Here is a 19,467-nt window from a genome sequence, read left to right as displayed (position 1 = left end):
CCCGATCGGGTGCTCGGTCCGTCACGGGGCTCTCCCCCGGCCGCGGTCGTGCCGACGACGCAGCCGTGGCCCCCCTTCCCACGTTGTCGACCGCCCGGCGTCGTCTCGTCGTCCTGCCTGACCGGCTCGCCCCCGCGGAGGATGACCCCGCCCCGGAGGACACCGAGCGGTACGACCCGCGCCGGGACGGCGACCTGCTCGACTGGCTCGGCTTCACCCCCGCCGTCTCCTGAGGACCTCCCCCGTTCGGGCGACGGCCGGAGCGGCCCGCTGCCACCGCGGCCCCGTTCTCACCGCGACTCAGCTGCACGAGGCCCTCCGCCAGCACCAGCAGGTGGGTGAGCCCCCGGGCGGCGCTACACGATCCTCGTGCCGGTCTGAAGGAAGCCGGGATCGTCGGCCTGCTCATGCGCAACCTGGCCGCGCTGGACTACCCGCGGGAGAAGCTGGAGATCCTGCTCCTGCTGGAGGAGGACGACCCGGAGACCCTGTCGGCCGCGCTGGCCGCCGCGGGTGCCGCTCCGCAACGTCTACCTCGTCTGCAGCCTCGTGCTCGCCGCGGAGATCCCGCTGTGGATCGGCAGGGGCCGCTCGTGGCAGGACGCGATGCTGCCCGGCCACGCGATCCTCATGGCGGCCTTCGGCGCCGTCTTCGTGCTGGGGGCGGTCACCGTCGCACCGCCGGCGCCGCCGCGGCCGGATTGGTCGTGCTCGGCGTGGTCGGCCTGCTGCCGGTCCTCGCGGGCGCGGCCGTGGTCGCGGCCCTGTGCGGGGCCTCCTCCGGCTGGACCCGGGTCGAGGCCTGGCAGGCCGCGCGGTCGGTGGCGCTGACCGCCGGCGAGGAGGCGGCGGTGGCCCGCACGCCCCCGCCGATCACCGGCCCGGGGGCCCGGACGGCGGATCGAGTGGCGCGGTGACCGGGTCGTGGCCGCCTACCTCGTCCTGGCGTTCCCGCCGGCGGTCACCGCGTTCTCGCTGTGGTTCGTCGAGTGGATCGCGCGGCACTGAGCGCGGTCAGGACCGCCCGAGCCGCTCGTTGACCGCCGGGACCAGCGCCGCGAACGCCTGCCCGCGGTGGCTGCGCGCGTCCTTCTCCGCCGGATCCAGCTCGGCCGAGGTGCGGTCCAGCCCGTCCGGGACGAACACCGGGTCGTAGCCGAACCCGTTCCCGCCCCGCTTCTCCCGGATCACCCGCCCGCGCCAGGCCCGCTCCAGCACCTGCTCGGTGCCGTCGGGCAGCACCAGGGCGGCCGCGCAGACGAACTCCGCGCCACGCCGCTCGTCGGGCACGTGGTCGAGCTGGCCGAGCAGCAGCGCGGTGTTCGCCTCGTCGTCCCCGTGCCGGCCCGACCAGCGCGCGCTGAGCACGCCCGGCATCCCGTTGAGGGCGTCCACGGCCAGCCCGGAGTCGTCGGCCACCGCCGGCAGCCCCGTGTGCCGGGCCGCCTCGCGCGCCTTGAGCAGGGCGTTCTCCGCGAAGGTGGCCCCGGTCTCGGGCGCCTCCGGGTACTCCGGGACGTCGGCCAGACCCACCACCTGCACCCCGGGGACGGCGTCGGCCAGCAACCGCTGCAGCTCGGCGAGCTTGCCCGGGTTGCGGGTGGCCAGCAGCAGCCGGGTGCTCATCGGGCGCCGACCTCCTGCCGCAGCGCCGCCTCCTGGATGCGGGTCAGCTCGGTGCACCCGGAGACGGCCAGATCGAGCAGCGCGTCCAGCGTGGCCCGGTCGAAGACGCCGTTCTCAGCGGTGCCCTGCACCTCGACGAAGCTGCCGTCCCCGGTGCAGACGACGTTCATGTCGGTGCCGGCCTTCACGTCCTCCTCGTAGGCGAGGTCCAGACGGGGCTCGCCGTCCACGACCCCCACGCTGACCGCGGCCACCGACTGCACGATCGCCTTCGGGCGGGCCAGCTTCTTGCGGGCCCCGAGCCACGAGACGGCGTCGGCGAGCGCGACGTAGGCGCCGGTGATCGCCGCGGTTCGGGTACCGCCGTCGGCCTGCAGGACGTCGCAGTCGATCGCGATGCTGTTCTCGCCGAGCGCCGCCAGGTCGATCGAGGCCCGCAGGGACCGCCCGATCAGCCGGCTGATCTCGTGGGTGCGCCCGCCGATGCGGCCCTTCACCGATTCGCGGTCGCTGCGGGTGTGGGTGGCCCGCGGCAGCATCGCGTACTCGGCGGTGACCCAGCCCAGCCCTGATCCCTTGCGCCAGCGCGGCACCCCCTCGGTGACGCTGGCGGCGCACAGCACGCGGGTGCGACCGAACTCGACGAGGACCGACCCCTCGGCGTGGGCGAGCCAGTTCCGGGTGATCGTCACGGGGCGGAGCTCATCGGCCGCCCGGCCGTCGGGACGCGAGGTGCGGGCTGCTGTCACGTCCGCCGACAGTAGTGCGCGGCCCCATCCGTCCCTCGCGCATCGTGTCGCCGCGGCCTTGCACAGGCCTCCTACCTGCAACGATTACTTTCCGCGTCGCCCTGCGCACCATCCGGCTGCGCACCGACCCGCCCGAGGACCCCATGGCCCAGCACGCTGATACCGCAGACACCACCGACCAGACGGAGAGCCGGGAACGCCGCCTCGAGATCATCGCCGCGGTCCTCCTGGGCCTGGCCGCCGTGGCCACGGCCTGGAGCGCCTACTGGTCGGCCATCTTCGGCGGCAACGCCATCCAGGGCTACGCCCAGGCCAACACGTTCACCAGCCAGGTCTCGGAGGCCTACGGCGAGGGCGACACGCAGAAGGCCTTCGACCAGAGCCTCTTCGTCACCTACGCTGCGGAGCTCTTCCGCGGCGACCCGGAGGGTCTGGCCGCCTACATCTACAGCGACGTCGCCACCGACGAGTTCCGCGCCGCCATCGACTGGTTCAACACCACCGGCGACGAGGTGATCAGCCCGTTCGACGTGGACTCCGGGTCACCGTACGCCGTCCCCGGCTACGAGCGCGGCAACGGCTACCTGGCGGAGGCCGACGCCGCCTACCAGGAGGCGGTCGCCGCCGACGACAAGGGCGACCGCTTCGACCTCGCCGCGGTCTTCCTCGCCCTGTCGCTGTTCTTCGGCGGTATCGCGACGGTCTTCAAGCGGCGGCTGCCGCAGCTGGTCACCCTCACCGTCGGCTCGGTCGGTTTCGTCATCGGGCTCGGCGCCGTCATCTGGGCGCACATGGCCTGAGTTCCCCGGCCGGGCCGGGAGGGAGCGACACCCTCCCGGCCCGGCCGGCACCGTCCTGCCCGCCCGGCCCTGACCGGGCAGGATCGCGGGCATGCGTTCGGAGCTGCGCGCGGTCCGCACCGGCGGTATGCCCACCGTCGTCGACCTCACCGACGAGTGCGCCGAGTTCGTGCGCGCCGAGGCCGACGGCCTGCTGCACGTCTTCGTGCCGCACGCGACCGCGGGGGTGGCCATCATCGAAACCGGGTCGGGCAGCGAGGAGGACCTGCTGGCCCAGCTCGACGTCCTGCTGCCCCGCGACGAGCGCTGGCGGCACCGGCACGGCAGCGCCGGGCACGGCCGCGACCACGTCCTGCCCGCGTTCGTGCCGCCGCACGCCAGCGTTCCGGTGCTCGAGGGCCGGCTGCAGCTGGGCACCTGGCAGCGGATCTGCCTGGTCGACACCAACACCGACAACCCGCAGCGGCACGTCCGGCTGTCCTTCCTCGCCGGCTGACCGCCGGCCGACGGGCGGCGCGCTCAGCCGGCGGCGCGCGGCACCCCGCCCCGCGGGCCGATCCGCTCCCGGACCGCCCGGGCCAGCGACCCGGTGGAGACCCGTGGCCGGGGCACGGCAGGATGCCGGACATGACCGACACCGACAGCGGCATCGACGCGGCCCCCGTCCGCCTGGCCCCGGGTGACCCGGCCCCGGAGTTCACCCTCCCCGACGCCGACGGGAAGCCGGTCTCCCTGTCCGAGCACCGCGGCCGTCGCGTGATCGTGTACTGCTACCCGGCCGCGATGACCCCGGGGTGCACCACCCAGGCGGTCGACTTCACCGCCGCCGCGGGCGAGCTGGCCGAGGCCGGGCTGGACATCATCGGCATCTCCCCCGACGCGCCGGAGAAACTGCTGCGCTTCCGGGAAAAGGAAGACCTCGGCATCACGCTGGTCTCCGACGTCGACAAGGAGGTGCTGCGGGCCTATGGCGCCTACGGGACGAAGAAGTCCTACGGCAGGGAGGTCGTCGGCGTGATCCGCTCGACGTTCATCGTCGACGTCGAGGGGCGCATCGAGCGGGCGGCCTACAACGTCAAGGCGACCGGCCACGTCGCCAAGCTCCGCCGGGATCTCGGGCTGGGCTGACCGCCCGGTCACTCCGGGGGACCGCCGCGCACCCTCTCCGCCCACAGGGCCGGGCCGGCACACGACGCGGGGCGGGCGCGGCGCGGTGCGTCACCCCTGGACGGCCCTCCGGCGCGGCCGGTCGCCGCGGTCCGGCTCAGGCGCGCCACGTGCCCGGCCGCGGCTGACACTCCGGGCCGCACGGGTACCCGGCCTCCCACGGGAAGACGCCGTCGCAGTGCGGCCAGGCCAGCTGGTAGGCCGGGACGGAGTACTCGGCCGGCCGCTGGTAGAAGCGATTGGCCGCGAACAGCACCTCGCCCGGGTTGGGGCACACCTCGACGTGGAGCCGGCCCGCCCAGCCGTCCCAGGAGACGAGCTCGCCGGGCACGAGATCGCGCCCGTCGACCACCATCGCGGCGACCTCGCCGAGCAGGGCGTGCGTGCGCTCCGGCCCGAGGCCCACCATGACCAGCTCCGGGTGGCCCAGCCCGAACAGGCCGACGGTGTAGCCGAAGGCCGGCTCGCCGGGTTCCTCGCCGGAGCCGACGTACTGCACCGCGAACCGGCTCTGCCGGACGACGGTGGCCAGGTGGGCGTCCTCCTGGTCGAGCCAGGCGATGGTCTGCGGATCGGTCGTCATGCGGTGCAGCCTGTGCCGGAGCACCGACGACCGGCCGGCGCGCCGGCTCTGGCTGTGGACGGGACCGGAGGCTGTGGACCGGTGCCGGGAACCGTCAGCCGCCGGCGCCCTCGCGACGCGCACGGGCCCGGCGGCGCCCCTCGTGCATCGCCTGCACCCGGGCGACCGGGATGGTGTGCCCCTCGGCGACGAGATCGGCGGGCAGCTCCTGCGGCTCCGGCAGCAGCGCCGCCCACGGGTCACCTGCCCCCAGGCGTTCCCCGGCGGTCCGCACGGTCACCGCGTCCGGTCGCACCGTCGGCAGGTCCTCCCAGGCCACCGGCGCCGACACCGGCAGGCCGGGCCGGATCCGCGGGCTGTAGGCGGCCACGATCGTCGACCCGCCCGACCGGGTGGAGTCGAGGAACACCCGGCCGTGCCGGTCCTCCTTGATGTAGGCCGTGGTCGCCCGCTCCGGGTCCAGCCGCTCGGCGCGGGCGGCCAGCGCCCGGGTCGCCGCGGCCACGTCCTCGACCCGCGCGCCCCGCACCGGGACGACGACGTGCACGCCCTTGGAGCCGCTGGTCTTCACCGCCCCGGCCAGCCCGGCCTCGGTGAGCGCCCGGCGGACCAGCCCCGCGGCGGCGACCACCTGCTCGAAGCCGGCGTCCTCCGGCGGGTCGAGGTCGACGACCAGGCCGGTCGGCTGGTCCTCCCCGGCGCGCAGGAACGGGACGTGGAACTCGACGGCCCGCTGGTTGGCCAGCCACAGCAGGGTCCGGCGGTCGTCGCAGAGGACCTGGTGCACCTGCCGGTTCGCGCCGAACGACCAGACCGGCACGGTGCGCAGCCAGTCCGGCGCGCCCTTGGGGACGTTGCGCTGCATGAACGGCTGCTGGCCGGGCCGCACCCGCATCACCGACAGCGGCCGGCCCGCCAGCTGCGGGATCAGCCGGGAGGCGTTGGCGTCGAGGTGGTCGACCAGGTCCGCCTTGGTCACGTCCAGCCCGTCACCCAGCGGTGAGTCCAGGCTGGTCAGCCGGACGCCGTCCCGTTCGTCGTCGACCACCGGCCCACCCTGTCCGCCGTTGCGGAAGCGGGCAAGCGGGAGTGGCCCCGTCCAGGGCACCGCCCCGAGCCTGCGAGGGGTGGGGAGGACGGGGTCCTCCTTCAGACGTCGTAGCGCGCGCCGGGGGCGACCAGCTCGGCGGCCGGGAACACCGCCTGCGCCGAGGCGAGCTGCGCGGCGGAGTCGACCCACGGGGGCACGTGGGTGAGCAGCAGCCGGCCCACACCGGCCGCCGCGGCGTGCTCCCCCGCCTCCCGGCCGGTCAGGTGCAGATCCGGCGGGAGGCCCGGGACGTCGGGGTGGGCGGCCTCGGCCAGCAGGATGTCGGCACCGCGGGCGAGGTCCACCACGGCCGCGCTGGCGCCGGTGTCCCCGGTGTACACCAGCGACCGGCCGCCGCCGGTCAGCCGGATCGCGTAGCACTCCATCGGGTGGGCCGTGCGGGCCAGCTCGACGGCGAACGGGCCGAGGTCGAGGTGCCCCGCCCCGACCGGGACGAAGTCGAACACGTCGGTGAGCCCCTCACCGTCCGCGTCGTAGGCCAGCGCCAGCCGCCGCTCGGCGCCGACGGGGGCCAGCAGCGGGACCCGGCCCCGGGTCGCCCGGCCGGAGTACCGGTGCCAGACCACGAACGGCGCGACGTCGAGGCAGTGGTCGGCGTGCAGGTGGGAGAGGAAGACCGCGTCGACGGTGTCGGGGTCGACCAGCCCCTGCAGGGCGCCGAAGGACCCGTTGCCCAGGTCGACCAGCAACCGGAACCCGTCGTGCTCGACCAGGTAGCAGGAGGCCGGGGACGCCGGTCCCGGGCCGCTACCCGAGCAGCCGACCACCGTGAGCCTCACGCGACCGCCCCCCGCACCGATGTCATGGCCGGTCAGGCTAACCGGCGGTGCCGCGAGAGCCGGCTCACGCCCAGAGCTGGCCCTCCAGCGCGGCGGTCGCCTCCTCCAGCGTGCCCGCGTAGGCGCCGGTGGACAGGTACTTCCAGCCGCCGTCGGCCACGACGAAGGCGATGTCGGCCTTGCGGCCGGCCGCGATCTCCTTGTCGGCGATGCCGAGGGCGGCGTGCAGGATCGCGCCGGTCGAGATGCCGGCGAAGATGCCCTCCTGCTCGACCAGCTGCCGGGTGCGGCGGAGGGCGTCCTGCGGCCCGACGCTGAACCGGGAGTCCAGCAGCGTCGGGTCGTAGAGCTCGGGGACGAAACCCTCGTCGATGTTGCGCAGCCCGTAGACCAGCTCGCCGTACCGCGGCTCGGCGGCGATCACCTTCACGTCGGGCTTCTTCTCCCGGAGGAAGCGGGAGACCCCCATGAGCGTGCCGGTGGTGCCCAGACCCGCGACGAAGTGGGTGATCGAGGGCAGGTCGGCGAGGATCTCCGGACCGGTGCCGGTGTAGTGCGCCTCGGCGTTGGCCGGGTTGCCGTACTGGTAGAGCATCACCCAGTCGTCGTGCTCGGCGGCCAGGCCCTTGGCGACGGCGACGGCCTGGTTGGACCCGCCGGCCGCCGGGGAGCTGATGATCTGCGCCCCGTACATCTCCAGCAGCTGCCGCCGCTCGATCGAGGTGTTCTCCGGCATCACGCAGATCAGCCGGTAACCCCGCTGGCGGGCGACCATCGCCAGCGAGATCCCGGTGTTGCCGCTGGTCGGCTCGAGGATGGTGTCGCCCGGCTTGAGCTTCCCCTCCTTCTCCGCCGCCTCGATCATCGAGATGGCGGCCCGGTCCTTGATCGAACCGGTGGGGTTGTGGTCCTCGAGCTTGGCCCACAACCGGACGTCGGGTGCCGGTGACAGGTTCGGCAGCCCCACGAGCGGGGTGTTGCCGAGCGAGTCGACGAGGGAGGCGAAGCGGGCCATGAGAGCTCTTCCGGAAGGGGGGACGGTGGGGCTGGGCTCGGAGGAGCTCAGCAGCCGCCGGCGACCGCCGGGAGGATCGTCACCGAGTCGCCGTCCTTGACCTGGGTGTCCAGGGCGCCGGTGAAGCGCACGTCCTCGTCGTTGACGTAGACGTTGACGAAGCGGTGCAGCTTGCCCTCCTCGGTGACGAGGCGGTTCTTCAGGCCGGGGTGCTTGGCGTCGAGGTCGTCGACGAGCGCACCGAGCGTGTCGCCGTTCCCCTCGACGGTCTTGCTGCCGCCGGTGTGGGTGCGCAGGATGGTGGGGATCCGGACCTCGATGGCCATGGCGTGCTGTTCTCCTCGGAAATTCGGGGACGTCAGGAGCGCTGCACGAGGCAGCAGTGGTGGGTCTGTGCGGGGCAACACCCGTCCGCCGTCCGGGATTCCGGACGGCGGCCGGCCCTCCTGCAGGGGCCCGCCGCGAGCCTGCGAGCGGGGGGCAGGAGGGTCCTTCTTCAGTCGTAGACGACGGTGGTCGGCGAGTGGCCGAAGAGGTAGGACTCGATGACCTCGACCTCCTCCTCGCTCACCTCGCCGTCGACGATGCGGAAGCTGCGGAACTCCACCTCGTCGCCGGCCAGGCCGGTCTGCTCCCCGTGCTGGCGCGTCGACACGAGCACGTAGTGGGCGTTGGGCTCGGAGGCGAGTCCGATGTCGGTGCGCGAGGGATAGGCCTCGGTGGCGGTGTGCGAGTGGTAGATGACCACCGGCTCCTCGTCCCGGTCGTCCATCTCGCGGTAGAGCTTCAGCAGGTCACCGGAGTCGAACTCGTAGAACGTGGGCGAGCGCGCCGCGTTCAGCATCGGGATGAAGCGTTCGGGGCGGTCGCTGCCCTCGGGGCCGGCGACGACACCACAGGCCTCGTCGGGATGGTCCTCCCGGGCGTGGGCCACGATGGCGTCGTAGGTCGCGCGGTCGATGCGCAGCACGCCCCCAGTCTAGGCGTCCTCCCGGAGCCGCCGTCCGGTCGGTCCGGACGGCGACCTGCGGAACCCGCCCGGTCCACCGGATACGGTGCGCTCTCGTGGTCCTCGAGCTGCTCATGATCGCCGGTGTCTGCGTGCTGGCGGTGCCCGCCCTGGTGCTGGGTATCTCGGGGCTGACCCGCCGCAGCGGCCACTACAGCAGCGCCGCCGGGGCCGACCGCGCGTCGCTGGTCCTGCTGGTGACCATCCGCCTGATCGCCGTGCTGCTGGTGCTCGCGCTGTCGGCGATCACGCTGGTCTCGACGATCGGGGCGATGATCCGCGACGTCGAGCTGCACGGGCTGGTCGCGGTCTTCTTCGTGGCGGACCTGCTGCTGGCGGTGCTGGTGCTGCTCACCTTCGGCCGGCGCGACCGGCGACGAGCGCGTCGACGAGCGACCCCTGCAGCGCGGTGAGCCAGTAGTAGACGGCCATCTGCTGCCCCTCCTCGGAGGAGAGGTCCTCGGGCGGTTCGGTGTCCTCCTGGACGTCGAGCCGGGTGCCCAGCGCCAGCCGCAGGTCGTTGCTCGTGCGCAGCCACGCCGCGGCCTGGTCGGGGTCCAGCCGGAGCGTCCCGCCGTCGGGCGGCAGCGTCGCCCGCACCGTCGCCAGGTCATCGGCCTTGCCCGCCCGCAGCGCCGCCTCGGTCATCTCCCGGTAGTCGGCCGCCAGGTCGGGGTCGCTGCGGTGCCCGTCGGGCAGCAGCCGCTCGACCACCGGGTCACCGCCCACGTCGGCCGTGTCGGCGGCGAGCAGCTGCTCGAGCTGGTCGAGCAGCAGACCCACGATGCCGGCCTCGGCGGGCTCCAGCCGGGCCACGACCTCGTCGCCCCGGCGCCGGAAGGGCTTCACGAGTCCCGCTGGTAGCTGGCCCACAGCCCGTAGGCGTGCAGCCGGCTGGTGTCGTGCTCCATCCGCTCCCGCGGACCGGAGCTCACGATGGCCCGGCCCTCGTGGTGGACCTGCAGCATGAGGGTGGTCGCCGTCGGCTCGTCGTAGCCGAACAGCTCCTGCAGCACGTAGGTCACGTAGGTCATGAGGTTGACCGGGTCGTTCCAGACGATGGTCACCCACGGCCGGTCGAGGTCGCCGCGCTCCTCGACCGTGGTCTCCGGCGTCCGTGTCGGCGCGAGTGGTCCGGCCACGGCCCCACCTTAGGACGCCACCTGCCGGGCGTCGTCCACCCGGTGCCCGACGCGTCGGGGCGGCGGACCCGGCCTACGCTGCGGGGGCATGTCGACCGGTTCCGCGCTGCTCACCGATCGGTACGAGCTCACGATGGTCGCCGCCGCCCTGGCCGACGGCACCGCCGACCGCGAGAGCTCCTTCGAGGTCTTCGCCCGCCGCCTCCCGCACGGTCGCCGCTTCGCGGTGCTCGCCGGCACCGGGCGGCTGCTCGAGCACCTCCCCCGGTTCCGCTTCGGCGACGAGGAGCTCGACGCCCTGCGCGAGCAGGGGCTCACCGACGCGCGGCTGCTGGACTGGCTGGCCGACTTCGCCTTCAGCGGCGACATCGAGGGCTACGCCGAGGGTGAGCTGTTCTTCCCCGGCTCGCCGGTGCTCACCGTCCGGGCGCCGTTCGCCGAGGGCGTGCTGCTGGAGACCCTCGTGCTGTCGATCCTCAACCACGACAGCGCCATCGCCTCGGCGGCCGCCCGCATGGTCGCGGCCGCCTGCGAGCGGCCGGTGATCGAGATGGGCTCGCGGCGCACCCACGAGCAGGCCGCCGTCGCCGCGGCCCGCGCCGCCGCCCTGGCGGGGTTCGCCGCGACGTCCAACCTGGAGGCCGGCCGCCGGTACGGCATCCCGACCGCCGGCACGAGCGCGCACGCCTTCACGCTGCTGCACGACGACGAGGCGTCCGCCTTCCGCGCCCAGATCGCCACCCTCGGCGTGGACACCACCCTGCTGGTGGACACCTACGACGTCGACCAGGGCATCCGGACGGCCGTCGAGGTCGCCGGGCCGGAACTGGGCGCGATCCGGCTGGACTCCGGCGACCTGCCGACCCTCGCCACCCACGCCCGGCAGCTGCTCGACGAGCTGGGCGCGACGAAGACGAGGATTCTGGTGACCAGCGACCTCGACGAGTACGCGATCGCCGGGCTCATGGCCGCCCCGGTCGACGGCTACGGCGTGGGCACCTCGCTGGTCACCGGCTCCGGTGCCCCCACGGTCGGGCTGGTCTACAAGCTGGTCGAGCGGGACGGCGTCCCGGTGGCCAAGCGGTCCGAGGGGAAGCACTCCGTCGGCGGCCGCAAGACCGCCGTCCGCCGGCACGACGCGTCGGGCACGGCGACCGCGGAGGTGGTCAGCAGCGGGCCGGTGCCGGCCCAGGACGGCGACCGCCCCCTGCTGGTCGACCTGGTCCGCGGTGGGCAGCCGGTCTCGGATGCCTCCCCGCGGGAGCTGCTGGCCGCCGCCCGGGCCCACCACGAGCGGGCGCGCGCCGCGCTGCCGGCGGAGGCGTGGGCCCTCTCGCGCGGGGAGAGCGCGATCGAGACGATGACCGAGTGAACGGGCGGACGGGAGGACCGATGATGACGCGGGCCCTGGTGGTGGTCGACGTCCAGAACGACTTCTGCGAGGGCGGCAGCCTGGGCGTCGCCGGCGGGACGGCGGTCGCCGCGGCGATCCGCGAGCACCTGCGCACCGCGGCGGCCGACTACGCGCACGTGGTGGCCACCCGCGACCACCACATCGACCCCGGCGGCCACTTCCACGAGCAGCCCGACTACCTCGAGACCTGGCCCGCGCACTGCGTCGCCGGTACCGGCGGCGTCGAGCTGCACCCGGTCCTGGAGGGGGCACCGATCGAGGCGGTCTTCGACAAGGGCCACTACAGCGCGGCCTACTCGGGATTCGAGGGGGCCTCGGGCGGGGTGCCGCTGGCCGACTGGCTGCGCGGGCGCGGGGTGGACGCCGTCGACGTGGTGGGCATCGCCACCGACCACTGCGTGCGGGCCACCGCCCTGGACGCCGTCGGCGAGGGCTTCGCCACGAGGGTGCTGCTGCACCTCACCGCGGGCGTCGACCCGAGCACGACCGACGCGGCGCTGGAGCAGCTCCGTACAGCAGGCGTGCAGCTGGAAGGAGCTGTGCACCAACCCGGCTGACGACGCCCTGCCGGAGCCCCGCAGCCGGGGACGCCACCCGACGGTCCTGGCCGCGGTGTCGTCCGGGCGGACGACAGGTCACACCGCGTCGAGGACCTCGTCGCGGGTGAAGCCGAGCACCTGCAGGACGGCGTCCAGGTAGGGCTGGTTGAGCGCGGTGTGCGCCTGCTCGCGGACGTAGGGCTTGGCGTTGAAGGCGATGCCCAGCCCGGCTGCGTTGAGCATGTCGAGGTCGTTGGCGCCGTCGCCGACCGCGACCGTCTGCTCCAGCGGGATCCCGTACTCCGCGGCGAACCGGGCCAGGGCGCGGGCCTTCCCCGCGCGGTCCACGATCTCCCCCACCAGGCCGCCGGTCAGCCGGCCGTCGGCGACCTCGAGGGTGTTGGCCGCGGCGAAGTCCAGGCCGAGCTGCTCGGCGAGCGGGTCGGTGATCTGGGTGAACCCGCCGCTGACGATCCCGCAGCGGAACCCCAGCCGCTTGAGCGTGCGGATGAGTGTGCGCGCACCCGGGGTGAGCACCAGGTGCTCGCGCACCTCGTCGAGCACCTCGACCGGCAGCCCCGCCAGCGCTGCCACCCGCGCGCGCAGCGACTGGGCGAAGTCCAGCTCCCCGTTCATCGCCGCCGCCGTGATCCGGGCGACCTCGGCGGCCCGCCCGGCCCGGGCCGCGAGCTCGTCGATCACCTCGCCGCGCACCAGCGTGGAGTCCACGTCGAGCACGATCAGCCGCTTGCTGCGCCGGGCCAGCCCGACCTGTTCCACGGCGATGTCGGCGCCGGTGGCCGCCGCGACCGACGCGAGCGCGGTGCGCAGCGCGGTGGCCTCGGCGCCGGAGACGGTGAGCTCGAAGCTGGTCACCGGGTAGTCCGACAGCCGGCGGATGGCGTCGATGTTGGCGCCCAGCCCGGCGATCGCCGACGCGGCCCCGGCCACCGCCTCGGGCGGCACGGGCCGGCCGAGCACGATGACGTGGTGCGGCCGGCCGGCGGGCACGACGCCGGGGCCGTCGCCGGCCAGGGACTCCACCTGCACGTGCACGCCCGTGGCCGGGCCCACCTCCGCCGCCAGCCGCTCGAGGCCGGCGAGGAAGGCCGCCTCCTCCACCGGCGGGGCGTCGGCGACCGGCACGACGCCGACCACGACCCCCAGCACCAGCTGCCCGTGGACGACGACCTGCTCGACGTCGCGCACCTCGACGGCCCGCTTCTCGTCGCCGGCCTCGGCGAGCGCGGTGAACAGCCGGGCGGTGACCCCCGGATGGTCGGCCCCGGTGACGGTGAGCAGGGCCCGCGGGCCCTGCGGGGCGGGATGCGGCGCGGCGGGATCCGACGGCGTGCGGGGGGCGGGGTCGAGCGGCACGCAGCCATCGTCCCCCACCGCTGCCGCGGGCCGGCGCACCGGCCCGGGAACGGCGACGCCCCGCCGGCCGAGGGCCGACGGGGCGTCGCAGGCGGCCCCCTCCCGGGGCCCACCCCGAGCTAGCGCGGGGTGGGGAGGAGGGGGTCCATTCTCAGGTGGCGTCGGGGTCGCGGGGACCCTGCCGCGGACCGCTCCCGCCGACGATCTGGTCGGCGTAGGGCTGGTGCTTCTTCCCGGCGTGCGCCTCGCGCTGCAGCCGCTCGAGGAGGTGCGGGTAGTGCGCCTCGAAGGCCGGACGCTCGGAGCGGATCTTGGGGATCTCCACGAAGTTGTGCCGCGGCGGCGGGGAGGAGGTCGCCCACTCCAGGGAGTTGCCGTGGCCCCACGGGTCGTCGCGCAGGGCGAGCTTCCCGTGCCGCCAGGACTTCGCCACGTTGTAGAGGAACGGGATGGTCGAGGCGCCGAGCACGAACGAGCCGATGGTGGAGACCACGTTCAGCGTGGTGAACCCGTCGCTGGCCAGGTAGTTGACGTACCGGCGCGGCATGCCCTCGCTGCCCAGCCAGTGCTGCACCAGGAACGTGCCGTGGAAGCCGATGAAGGTCAGCCAGAAGTGCAGCTTGCCCAGCCGCTCGTCCATCATCCGGCCGCACATCTTCGGGAACCAGAAGTAGATGCCGGCGTAGGCGGCGAACACCACGGTGCCGAAGACCACGTAGTGGAAGTGCGCGACCACGAAGTAGGAGTCGGAGACGTGCCAGTCCAGCGGCGGGCTGGCCAGCAGCACACCGGTCAGACCACCGAGGAGGAAGGTGATCATGAACCCGATCGAGAACAGCATCGGCGTCTCGAAGGTCATCTGACCCCGCCACATCGAGCCGATCCAGTTGAAGAACTTGATGCCGGTCGGCACCGCGATCAGGTAGGTGAGGAAGGCGAAGAAGGGCAGGAGCACCGCGCCGGTGGCGTACATGTGGTGCGCCCACACGGTCAGCGAGAGGAACCCGATCCCCAGGGTCGCGAAGACCATGCCCTTGTAGCCGAACAGCGGCTTGCGGGCGAAGACCGGGATGATCTCGGTGACGATGCCGAAGAACGGCAGCGCGATGATGTAGACCTCGGGGTGCCCGAAGAACCAGAACAGGTGCTGCCACAGCATGGCGCCCCCGTTCTCCTCCGAGTAGACGAGCGCCCCCAGCTGCCGGTCGGCGAGCAGGGCGAACAGCGCCGCGGTGAGGATCGGGAAGGCCAGCAGGATCAGCATGCTGGTGACCAGCGCGTTCCAGGTGAAGATCGGCATCCGGAACAGCGTCATGCCAGGCGCCCGCAGGCAGACGATCGTGGCGATGAAGTTGACGCCACCGAGGATCGTGCCCAGACCGCTGACCGCCAGACCGGCGATCCACAGGTCGGCACCGGCCCCCGGGGTGTTGGTCACGTCGCTCAGCGGGGTGTAGGCGAACCAGCCGAAGTCCGCAGCACCACCGGGGGTGAGGAAGCCGGCCACGGCCAGGGTGCTGCCGAAGAGGAACAGCCAGTACGAGAAGGCGTTGAGCCGCGGGAACGCGACGTCGGGCGCGCCGATCTGCAGCGGCATGATCAGGTTCGCGAACGCGAAGAACAGCGGCGTCGCGAAGAACAGCAGCATCACCGTGCCGTGCATGGTGAACAGCTGGTTGTACTGCTCGGGCGAGAGGAACTGCAGGCCCGGCTGGGCCAGCTCGCCACGCATGAGCATGGCCATCAGCCCCCCGAGCATGAACCATGCGAACGAGGTGGCCAGGTACATGAGGCCGATGGTCTTGTGGTCGGTGGTCCGCAGCAGGTTGGAGAGCCGCGAGCCCTTCTCGACCTCGTGAGCCGGGTTCGGCCGGCTCACGATCGGCGCCGGTGCGATCGTCACGGCCGCAGCTTAGACGGTGGCGCGGGGTGACCTCTCGCCGCCGGTGCGGGCGCGCCGGGCCGCTGCGGGCGAACCGTGACCGCTCGGTCGCCGCGCCGGGCGCGCGACCGGGGGGTTCAGCCGGCCGGCGTCCAGCTGGTGACGTCGACCGAGACCGTCACCGCCGTGGGCTCGGGCAGCCCCGCCACCGCCGCGGCCAGCGCCTGCGGGCTCAGGTGCCGGGCGTGCGGGCCCATCCCGACCAGCGTGGTGATCGCCGCCCGGTCCAGCAGCAGCCGCTCCCGGTGCCCGGTGGCCGAGGCCGGCCGCAGGTGCGGCTCGAGGGTGGCGGCCAGCCGGCGGGCCTTGTCCGGGTCGACCTGCAGCAGGCCGAGCGGCGCGATCAGCTCGGCGAGGTGGTCGGCGGCCGGTGTCACCACGACCAGCCGGCCGCCGGGGCGCAGCACCCGGGCGATCTCCGGACCGTTCCGCGGGGCGAAGACCACCAGCACCCGGTCCAGGGTCCCGTCGCGGACGGGCAGCCGCGCCCAGGCGTCGGCGACGACCGACACCGCCCGCGGGTGTGCTCCCGCCGCCCGCCGCGCCGCGTAGCGGGAGGAGTCCAGGACGAGGCCGACGGCGTCCGGCAGGCGGTCGAGGACCGCCGCGAGGTGGTGCCCGGTGCCCCCGCCGAGGTCGAGCAGGGTGCCGGGCGGGTCACCGTCCTCCGCGAGGACGGCGTCACCCAGGGCGCGGGTGATGCCCGCGTAGTGCCCCGCGCCCAGGAAGAGCACCCGGTCGGCGACCATCGCCGCCGAGTCCCCCGACGGCGCGACGTGCCCGGGCGGCAGCAGGGTGACCTGCCCCTGCCGGGCCCGGTCGAAGGCGTGCCCCGTCGGGCAGCGCAGGCCCGCGTCGCCGGGGGCGGCGTCGAGCGCCGCCCCGCACACCGGGCAGGCGAGCAGGGCGAGGGCCCGCGCGGGCCAGGGGCGGCGGGTGCTCATCGGGCGGGCCCGATCCTCCCCCGCCTCACCGGGGGACGGGGTGGAAGGTCACGTCGTGCAGCGCGCCGTCGGCGGCGACCGCGGTGACGAACGTGCCGTGCGGCTGCCGGCGCCGGTCGGTCGGTGAGCCCGGGTTGAGCAGCCGCAGCCCGGTCCCGGCCGTGGTGTCCCAGGGGATGTGGCTGTGCCCGAACACCAGCAGGTCGGCGTCGGGGAAGCGGACCGCGCAGCGCGCCTCCCGGCCCTTCCGGTCCCCCGTCTCGTGGACGACGGCGACGCGGAGGCCCTCCAGCTCCGCCCGGGCCACCTCCGGCAGCCGCTCGCGCAGCCGCCCGTGGTCGTTGTTGCCGTACACCGCGACCAGCCGCCGGGCCCGCTGCTCGATCCGGTCGAGCAGGGCGACGTCGACCCAGTCCCCGGCGTGCACGACGACGTCCGCGGCGTCGATCGCCGACCACAGCGCATGAGGTAGGTCACGTGCCCGCTTCGGAACGTGCGTGTCCGAGGTGAACACCAGGGAAAAGGGCACCTGGGAATGCTCTCAGGCGGCTACCTTGCCTCTCGCCCGAGGACCGGGCACTTCTCCGCACGACTCCCCCGAGGACACCCATGACAGACCGCACGTCCCTGCTCGCCGGCGGACCCGGCCATCTCGGCGAGGAGCCGTACCCGAGGCGGTGGCTGGCGCTGGCGGTCATCGCCGTCACCGTCCTGCTGGTCATCCTCGACGCGACGGTCGTCAACATCGCGCTGCCGGCCGTCTCCAGCGACCTGGGGATCTCGGCCGCGTCCCAGCAGTGGATCGTCACCGCGTACACGCTGACCTTCGGCGGCTTCCTGCTCCTGGGCGGCCGGATCGCCGACTTCTGGGGCCGCAAGCGCACCTACCTCGTCGGTGCCGCCGGCTTCGCCCTCGCCTCGGCCCTGGGCGGCATCGCGTCCGACGAGGGCATGCTCTTCGCCGCCCGGGCCCTGCAGGGCGCCTTCGGCGCGCTGCTCGCCCCGGCCTCCCTCGCCCTGCTCACCGTCCTGTTCACCGACGCCAAGGAGCGCGCCAAGGCCTTCGCGGTCTACGGCGCGATCGCCGGCGGCGGCTCGGCCGTCGGGCTGCTGCTGGGCGGGGTGCTCACCGAGTACGCCGACTGGCGCTGGTGCTTCTGGGTGAACCTGCCCGTGGCCATCGTCGCCATCCTGGCGGCCATCCCCATCGTGCCGGAGAGCAAGGCTCCCGGGGACACCAGCTACGACATCCCCGGCGCGGTGCTCATCACCGCCGGCATCGCCTCGGTCGTCTACGGCTTCACCCGGGTGGCCGAGGCCTCGCAGGAGAACACGGCGCCCGGGGGCAGCGGGGACAGCGGCTGGACCGAGCCGCTGGCGCTGACCTTCATCGGCGTCGGCGTCCTGCTGGTCGTCGCCTTCGTCGTCCTGGAGCTGCGGACCCGCAACCCGCTGCTGCCGATGCGGATCGTGCTCGACCGCAACCGGGGTGGGGCCTACCTGACCTCGACGCTGGTGGGCGCCGGGCTGATCGGGGCCTTCTTCTTCCTGAGCCTGTACTTCCAGCAGGTGCTCGGCTACGAGCCGGTGCAGGCCGGCCTCGCCTCGCTGCCCACCACGCTCGGCGTGCTGATCTCGGCCGGCGCCGCCAGCGCGCTGGTGACCAGGGTCGGCCCCAAGCCGCTGATCGTGCTCGGCGGCTTCCTTGCGGCGGGCGGGCTGTTCGTCATGTCGTTCCTGGACGTCGACAGCGGCTTCTGGGAGCTGGCCTTCCCCGGGCAGCTGCTCCTGGGCCTGGGGCTCGGCTTCACGTTCGTGCCGCTGTCCAACCTCGCACTCGTGGGCGCCGGCGCCCACGACGCGGGCGCGGCCAGCGCGATGCTGAACGCCACCCAGCAGGTCGGCGCCTCGATCGGCACCGCGCTGCTGGCCACCCTGTCGGTCGGGGCGATCACCGACTACTTCACCGACGTCGCGACCTCCGGGGAGAACCCGCAGGACCCGATCGTCGCCCTCCGGGCGCAGGTGGAGGGCTACACGACCGCCTTCACCTGGGCAGCGGCGCTGCTGGTCCTCGGTGCGCTGGTCGCCGCGGTGCTCATCAAGGCCACCAAGGACGACCTGCCCGCAGAGGGCGAGGCCATGGCCCACATGGGCTGATCCACTCGGCCCCGCGGCGTGGACCGGTCGCAGGGACCGCACCCGGCCGCGGTGCCGTCCGACGGGACGACGATGTCACCGCTCAGCTGCCCGCCGACCGGGCCGCCAGGGCCTTGAGGCGCTCGTTGTAGGCCGCGAGCTCCGCGTCCTCGGTGCGTGCCGCGGCCCGGTCGAGCCGGGCGGCCTTGCGACCCTCGGAGCCCATCCACGAGAACAGCACGACGGCCATCACGAAGACCGTCGGCAGCTCGCCGAAGGACCAGGCGATGCTGCCGGCGGTCTTCTGGTCGGCCAGGACGTCGACCCCCCAGCCGGCCGGCGGGTGCGCGAAGGTCTCCACCACGAGGGAGCCGGCCATCATGACCGCGACGCCGAAGAAGGCGTGCAGCGGCATGGGGATGAGCAGCTCCAGCATCCGGCCGCCGTGGCCGGCCGTCCGAGGCCACGGGTCCTGGGCGAGGATCGGGCCGAAGAACAGCAGCCCGGTGACCGTGAAGTGGGCCAGCATGAACTGGTGGCCGAACGGGTCGGCCATCAGCGCGTCGAAGATCGGCGTGAAGTAGACGCCGTAGAGGCTGGCCAGGAACAGCGGCAGCGTGAAGGCCGGGTGCGCGAGGAACCGGGCGACCCGGCTGTGCAGCGCGTCGAGCAGCAGCGCCCGGGGAACGCCGGCCACTCCCCTGCCGCGGGGCAGGGTGCGCAGCGCGAGCGTCACCGGGGCGCCGACGAGCAGCAGCAGCGGCACGACCATCGACAGCACCATGTGCTGGGCCATGTGGACGCTGAACAGCACCATGCTGTAGCCGTTGAGCCAGGTGCCGGTGACGGCGAACAGCGAGAGGCAGCCGGCGATCCACGACGCCGTCCGCCACCACGGCCAGGTGACGCCCGAGCGGCGCAGCCGGATCAGCGCCACCAGGTAGCCGAGGACGCCCAGCAGGCTCAGCACGGCGAGGACCGACCACGCGTCCAGGTGGGGCAGGAACATCCGCCCCCAGGTCGGCGGCTCCGCGGGCACCCACATGCCCGAGTGCGAACCGTGCTCCACCGACGACCTCCTGCCGCGCGCTCCCAGTGCGCTCCCACTGTCCCACCAACCGGCCCCGGCAC

Annotated in this window: 24 protein-coding genes; 9 read left to right on the top strand and 15 right to left on the bottom strand. The window is 73.8% G+C overall.

Going from position 1 to position 19,467, the window contains the following annotated elements; all coding sequences use genetic code 11:
• Positions 1 to 65 precede the first annotated feature (65 nt).
• Both BMZ50_RS24155 and BMZ50_RS24150 read left to right on the top strand, forming a co-directional pair.
• A complete protein-coding gene (locus BMZ50_RS24155) occupies positions 66 to 233 on the top strand; it encodes a hypothetical protein (protein ID WP_177212734.1) in 168 nt (55 codons plus the stop codon).
• Positions 234 to 707: 474 nt separating this feature from the next.
• Positions 708 to 917, top strand: coding sequence for a hypothetical protein (locus tag BMZ50_RS24150; protein WP_177212733.1), 210 nt, complete (start codon positions 708 to 710; stop codon positions 915 to 917).
• Between the two features lie 97 nt (positions 918 to 1,014).
• Here the strand turns inward: BMZ50_RS24150 and rdgB are convergent, their stop codons facing one another.
• Both rdgB and rph read right to left on the bottom strand, forming a co-directional pair.
• A complete protein-coding gene (rdgB, locus tag BMZ50_RS09785; RefSeq protein ID WP_091323745.1) occupies positions 1,015 to 1,626 on the bottom strand; it encodes an RdgB/HAM1 family non-canonical purine NTP pyrophosphatase in 612 nt (203 codons plus the stop codon).
• On the bottom strand, positions 1,623 to 2,375 hold the full coding sequence (gene rph, locus BMZ50_RS09780) for a ribonuclease PH (protein ID WP_091323743.1): 753 nt from the start codon (positions 2,373 to 2,375) through the stop codon (positions 1,623 to 1,625). Before rph ends, rdgB begins: the two co-directional genes overlap by 4 nt.
• A 143-nt stretch (positions 2,376 to 2,518) precedes the next feature.
• On the opposite strand from rph, the gene BMZ50_RS09775 reads away from it, so the two are divergent.
• The 3 genes from BMZ50_RS09775 (at position 2,519) to bcp (ending at position 4,303) form a co-directional block, all read left to right on the top strand.
• Entirely contained in the window at positions 2,519 to 3,175 is a 657-nt protein-coding gene (locus tag BMZ50_RS09775; RefSeq protein WP_091323741.1) for a DUF4337 family protein, read from the top strand.
• A 91-nt stretch (positions 3,176 to 3,266) separates the two neighbouring features.
• Positions 3,267 to 3,671, top strand: a complete 405-nt coding sequence (locus BMZ50_RS09770; RefSeq protein WP_177212732.1) for a YjbQ family protein — start codon at positions 3,267 to 3,269, stop codon at positions 3,669 to 3,671.
• Positions 3,672 to 3,802: 131 nt separating this feature from the next.
• A complete protein-coding gene (gene bcp / locus BMZ50_RS09765) occupies positions 3,803 to 4,303 on the top strand; it encodes a thioredoxin-dependent thiol peroxidase (RefSeq protein WP_091323737.1) in 501 nt (166 codons plus the stop codon).
• 136 nt (positions 4,304 to 4,439) lie between these two features.
• Here bcp and BMZ50_RS09760 read toward each other — a convergent pair whose 3' ends face one another.
• The 6 genes from BMZ50_RS09760 to BMZ50_RS09735 all read right to left on the bottom strand — a co-directional run bounded on the left by BMZ50_RS09760 (position 4,440) and on the right by BMZ50_RS09735 (position 8,800).
• Complete coding sequence (locus BMZ50_RS09760; RefSeq protein ID WP_091324159.1) at positions 4,440 to 4,925, bottom strand: DUF4262 domain-containing protein; 486 nt, start codon at positions 4,923 to 4,925, stop codon at positions 4,440 to 4,442.
• 94 nt (positions 4,926 to 5,019) lie between these two features.
• On the bottom strand, positions 5,020 to 5,973 hold the full coding sequence (locus BMZ50_RS09755) for a DNA polymerase domain-containing protein (protein ID WP_091323735.1): 954 nt from the start codon (positions 5,971 to 5,973) through the stop codon (positions 5,020 to 5,022).
• A 101-nt stretch (positions 5,974 to 6,074) separates the two neighbouring features.
• Positions 6,075 to 6,815 (bottom strand): MBL fold metallo-hydrolase, encoded by a 741-nt coding sequence (locus tag BMZ50_RS09750; protein ID WP_091323732.1) that lies wholly within the window; start codon positions 6,813 to 6,815, stop codon positions 6,075 to 6,077.
• A 64-nt stretch (positions 6,816 to 6,879) separates the two neighbouring features.
• Positions 6,880 to 7,830 carry a PLP-dependent cysteine synthase family protein gene (locus BMZ50_RS09745; RefSeq protein WP_091323730.1) on the bottom strand — a complete coding sequence of 317 codons (951 nt, stop codon included), beginning with the start codon at positions 7,828 to 7,830 and terminating at the stop codon, positions 6,880 to 6,882.
• A gap of 47 nt (positions 7,831 to 7,877) precedes the next feature.
• The gene (locus BMZ50_RS09740) at positions 7,878 to 8,156 is read right to left on the bottom strand and encodes a ubiquitin-like small modifier protein 1 (protein ID WP_091323728.1); all 279 of its coding nucleotides are present in this window, start codon (positions 8,154 to 8,156) and stop codon (positions 7,878 to 7,880) included.
• Positions 8,157 to 8,326: 170 nt separating this feature from the next.
• Entirely contained in the window at positions 8,327 to 8,800 is a 474-nt protein-coding gene (locus tag BMZ50_RS09735) for a M67 family metallopeptidase (protein ID WP_091323726.1), read from the bottom strand.
• 95 nt (positions 8,801 to 8,895) lie between these two features.
• On the opposite strand from BMZ50_RS09735, the gene BMZ50_RS09730 reads away from it, so the two are divergent.
• The gene (locus BMZ50_RS09730; protein ID WP_091323724.1) at positions 8,896 to 9,252 is read left to right on the top strand and encodes a hypothetical protein; all 357 of its coding nucleotides are present in this window, start codon (positions 8,896 to 8,898) and stop codon (positions 9,250 to 9,252) included.
• Here the strand turns inward: BMZ50_RS09730 and BMZ50_RS09725 are convergent.
• Both BMZ50_RS09725 and clpS read right to left on the bottom strand, forming a co-directional pair.
• Positions 9,191 to 9,688, bottom strand: coding sequence for a DUF2017 family protein (locus BMZ50_RS09725; RefSeq protein ID WP_091323723.1), 498 nt, complete (start codon positions 9,686 to 9,688; stop codon positions 9,191 to 9,193). The genes BMZ50_RS09730 and BMZ50_RS09725 overlap by 62 nt on opposite strands.
• Positions 9,685 to 9,981, bottom strand: a complete 297-nt coding sequence (gene clpS / locus BMZ50_RS09720; protein ID WP_091323720.1) for an ATP-dependent Clp protease adapter ClpS — start codon at positions 9,979 to 9,981, stop codon at positions 9,685 to 9,687. Before clpS ends, BMZ50_RS09725 begins: the two co-directional genes overlap by 4 nt.
• 88 nt (positions 9,982 to 10,069) lie before the next feature.
• Between clpS and BMZ50_RS09715 the strand changes: the two genes are divergently transcribed.
• Positions 10,070 to 11,353: a nicotinate phosphoribosyltransferase gene (locus BMZ50_RS09715; protein WP_091323718.1), complete on the top strand. Its 1,284-nt coding sequence runs from the start codon at positions 10,070 to 10,072 to the stop codon at positions 11,351 to 11,353.
• A gap of 20 nt (positions 11,354 to 11,373) precedes the next feature.
• A complete protein-coding gene (locus BMZ50_RS09710) occupies positions 11,374 to 11,952 on the top strand; it encodes an isochorismatase family protein (protein ID WP_281245424.1) in 579 nt (192 codons plus the stop codon).
• A gap of 78 nt (positions 11,953 to 12,030) precedes the next feature.
• Here BMZ50_RS09710 and serB read toward each other — a convergent pair whose 3' ends face one another.
• The 4 genes from serB to BMZ50_RS09690 all read right to left on the bottom strand — a co-directional run bounded on the left by serB (position 12,031) and on the right by BMZ50_RS09690 (position 16,726).
• Positions 12,031 to 13,311 (bottom strand): phosphoserine phosphatase SerB, encoded by a 1,281-nt coding sequence (gene serB, locus BMZ50_RS09705; RefSeq protein WP_091323717.1) that lies wholly within the window; start codon positions 13,309 to 13,311, stop codon positions 12,031 to 12,033.
• Between the two features lie 151 nt (positions 13,312 to 13,462).
• Positions 13,463 to 15,214 carry an aa3-type cytochrome oxidase subunit I gene (gene ctaD, locus BMZ50_RS09700; protein WP_091323715.1) on the bottom strand — a complete coding sequence of 584 codons (1,752 nt, stop codon included), beginning with the start codon at positions 15,212 to 15,214 and terminating at the stop codon, positions 13,463 to 13,465.
• 116 nt (positions 15,215 to 15,330) lie between these two features.
• On the bottom strand, positions 15,331 to 16,197 hold the full coding sequence (locus BMZ50_RS09695; protein ID WP_091323713.1) for a putative RNA methyltransferase: 867 nt from the start codon (positions 16,195 to 16,197) through the stop codon (positions 15,331 to 15,333).
• Between the two features lie 25 nt (positions 16,198 to 16,222).
• Positions 16,223 to 16,726 carry a metallophosphoesterase family protein gene (locus BMZ50_RS09690; RefSeq protein ID WP_091323711.1) on the bottom strand — a complete coding sequence of 168 codons (504 nt, stop codon included), beginning with the start codon at positions 16,724 to 16,726 and terminating at the stop codon, positions 16,223 to 16,225.
• 80 nt (positions 16,727 to 16,806) lie between these two features.
• Between BMZ50_RS09690 and BMZ50_RS09685 the strand changes: the two genes are divergently transcribed.
• Positions 16,807 to 18,357 (top strand): MFS transporter, encoded by a 1,551-nt coding sequence (locus tag BMZ50_RS09685; RefSeq protein WP_091323709.1) that lies wholly within the window; start codon positions 16,807 to 16,809, stop codon positions 18,355 to 18,357.
• 82 nt (positions 18,358 to 18,439) lie between these two features.
• Here the strand turns inward: BMZ50_RS09685 and BMZ50_RS09680 are convergent, their stop codons facing one another.
• Complete coding sequence (locus BMZ50_RS09680) at positions 18,440 to 19,405, bottom strand: cytochrome c oxidase assembly protein (RefSeq protein WP_091323707.1); 966 nt, start codon at positions 19,403 to 19,405, stop codon at positions 18,440 to 18,442.
• Positions 19,406 to 19,467 lie beyond the last annotated feature (62 nt).

It is taken from the genome of Geodermatophilus ruber, assembly GCF_900114385.1.
Taxonomy (GTDB): domain Bacteria; phylum Actinomycetota; class Actinomycetes; order Mycobacteriales; family Geodermatophilaceae; genus Geodermatophilus; species Geodermatophilus ruber.
Note: the sequence above shows the minus strand (reverse complement) of the source record. Positions and strands in the feature narration are given on the sequence as shown.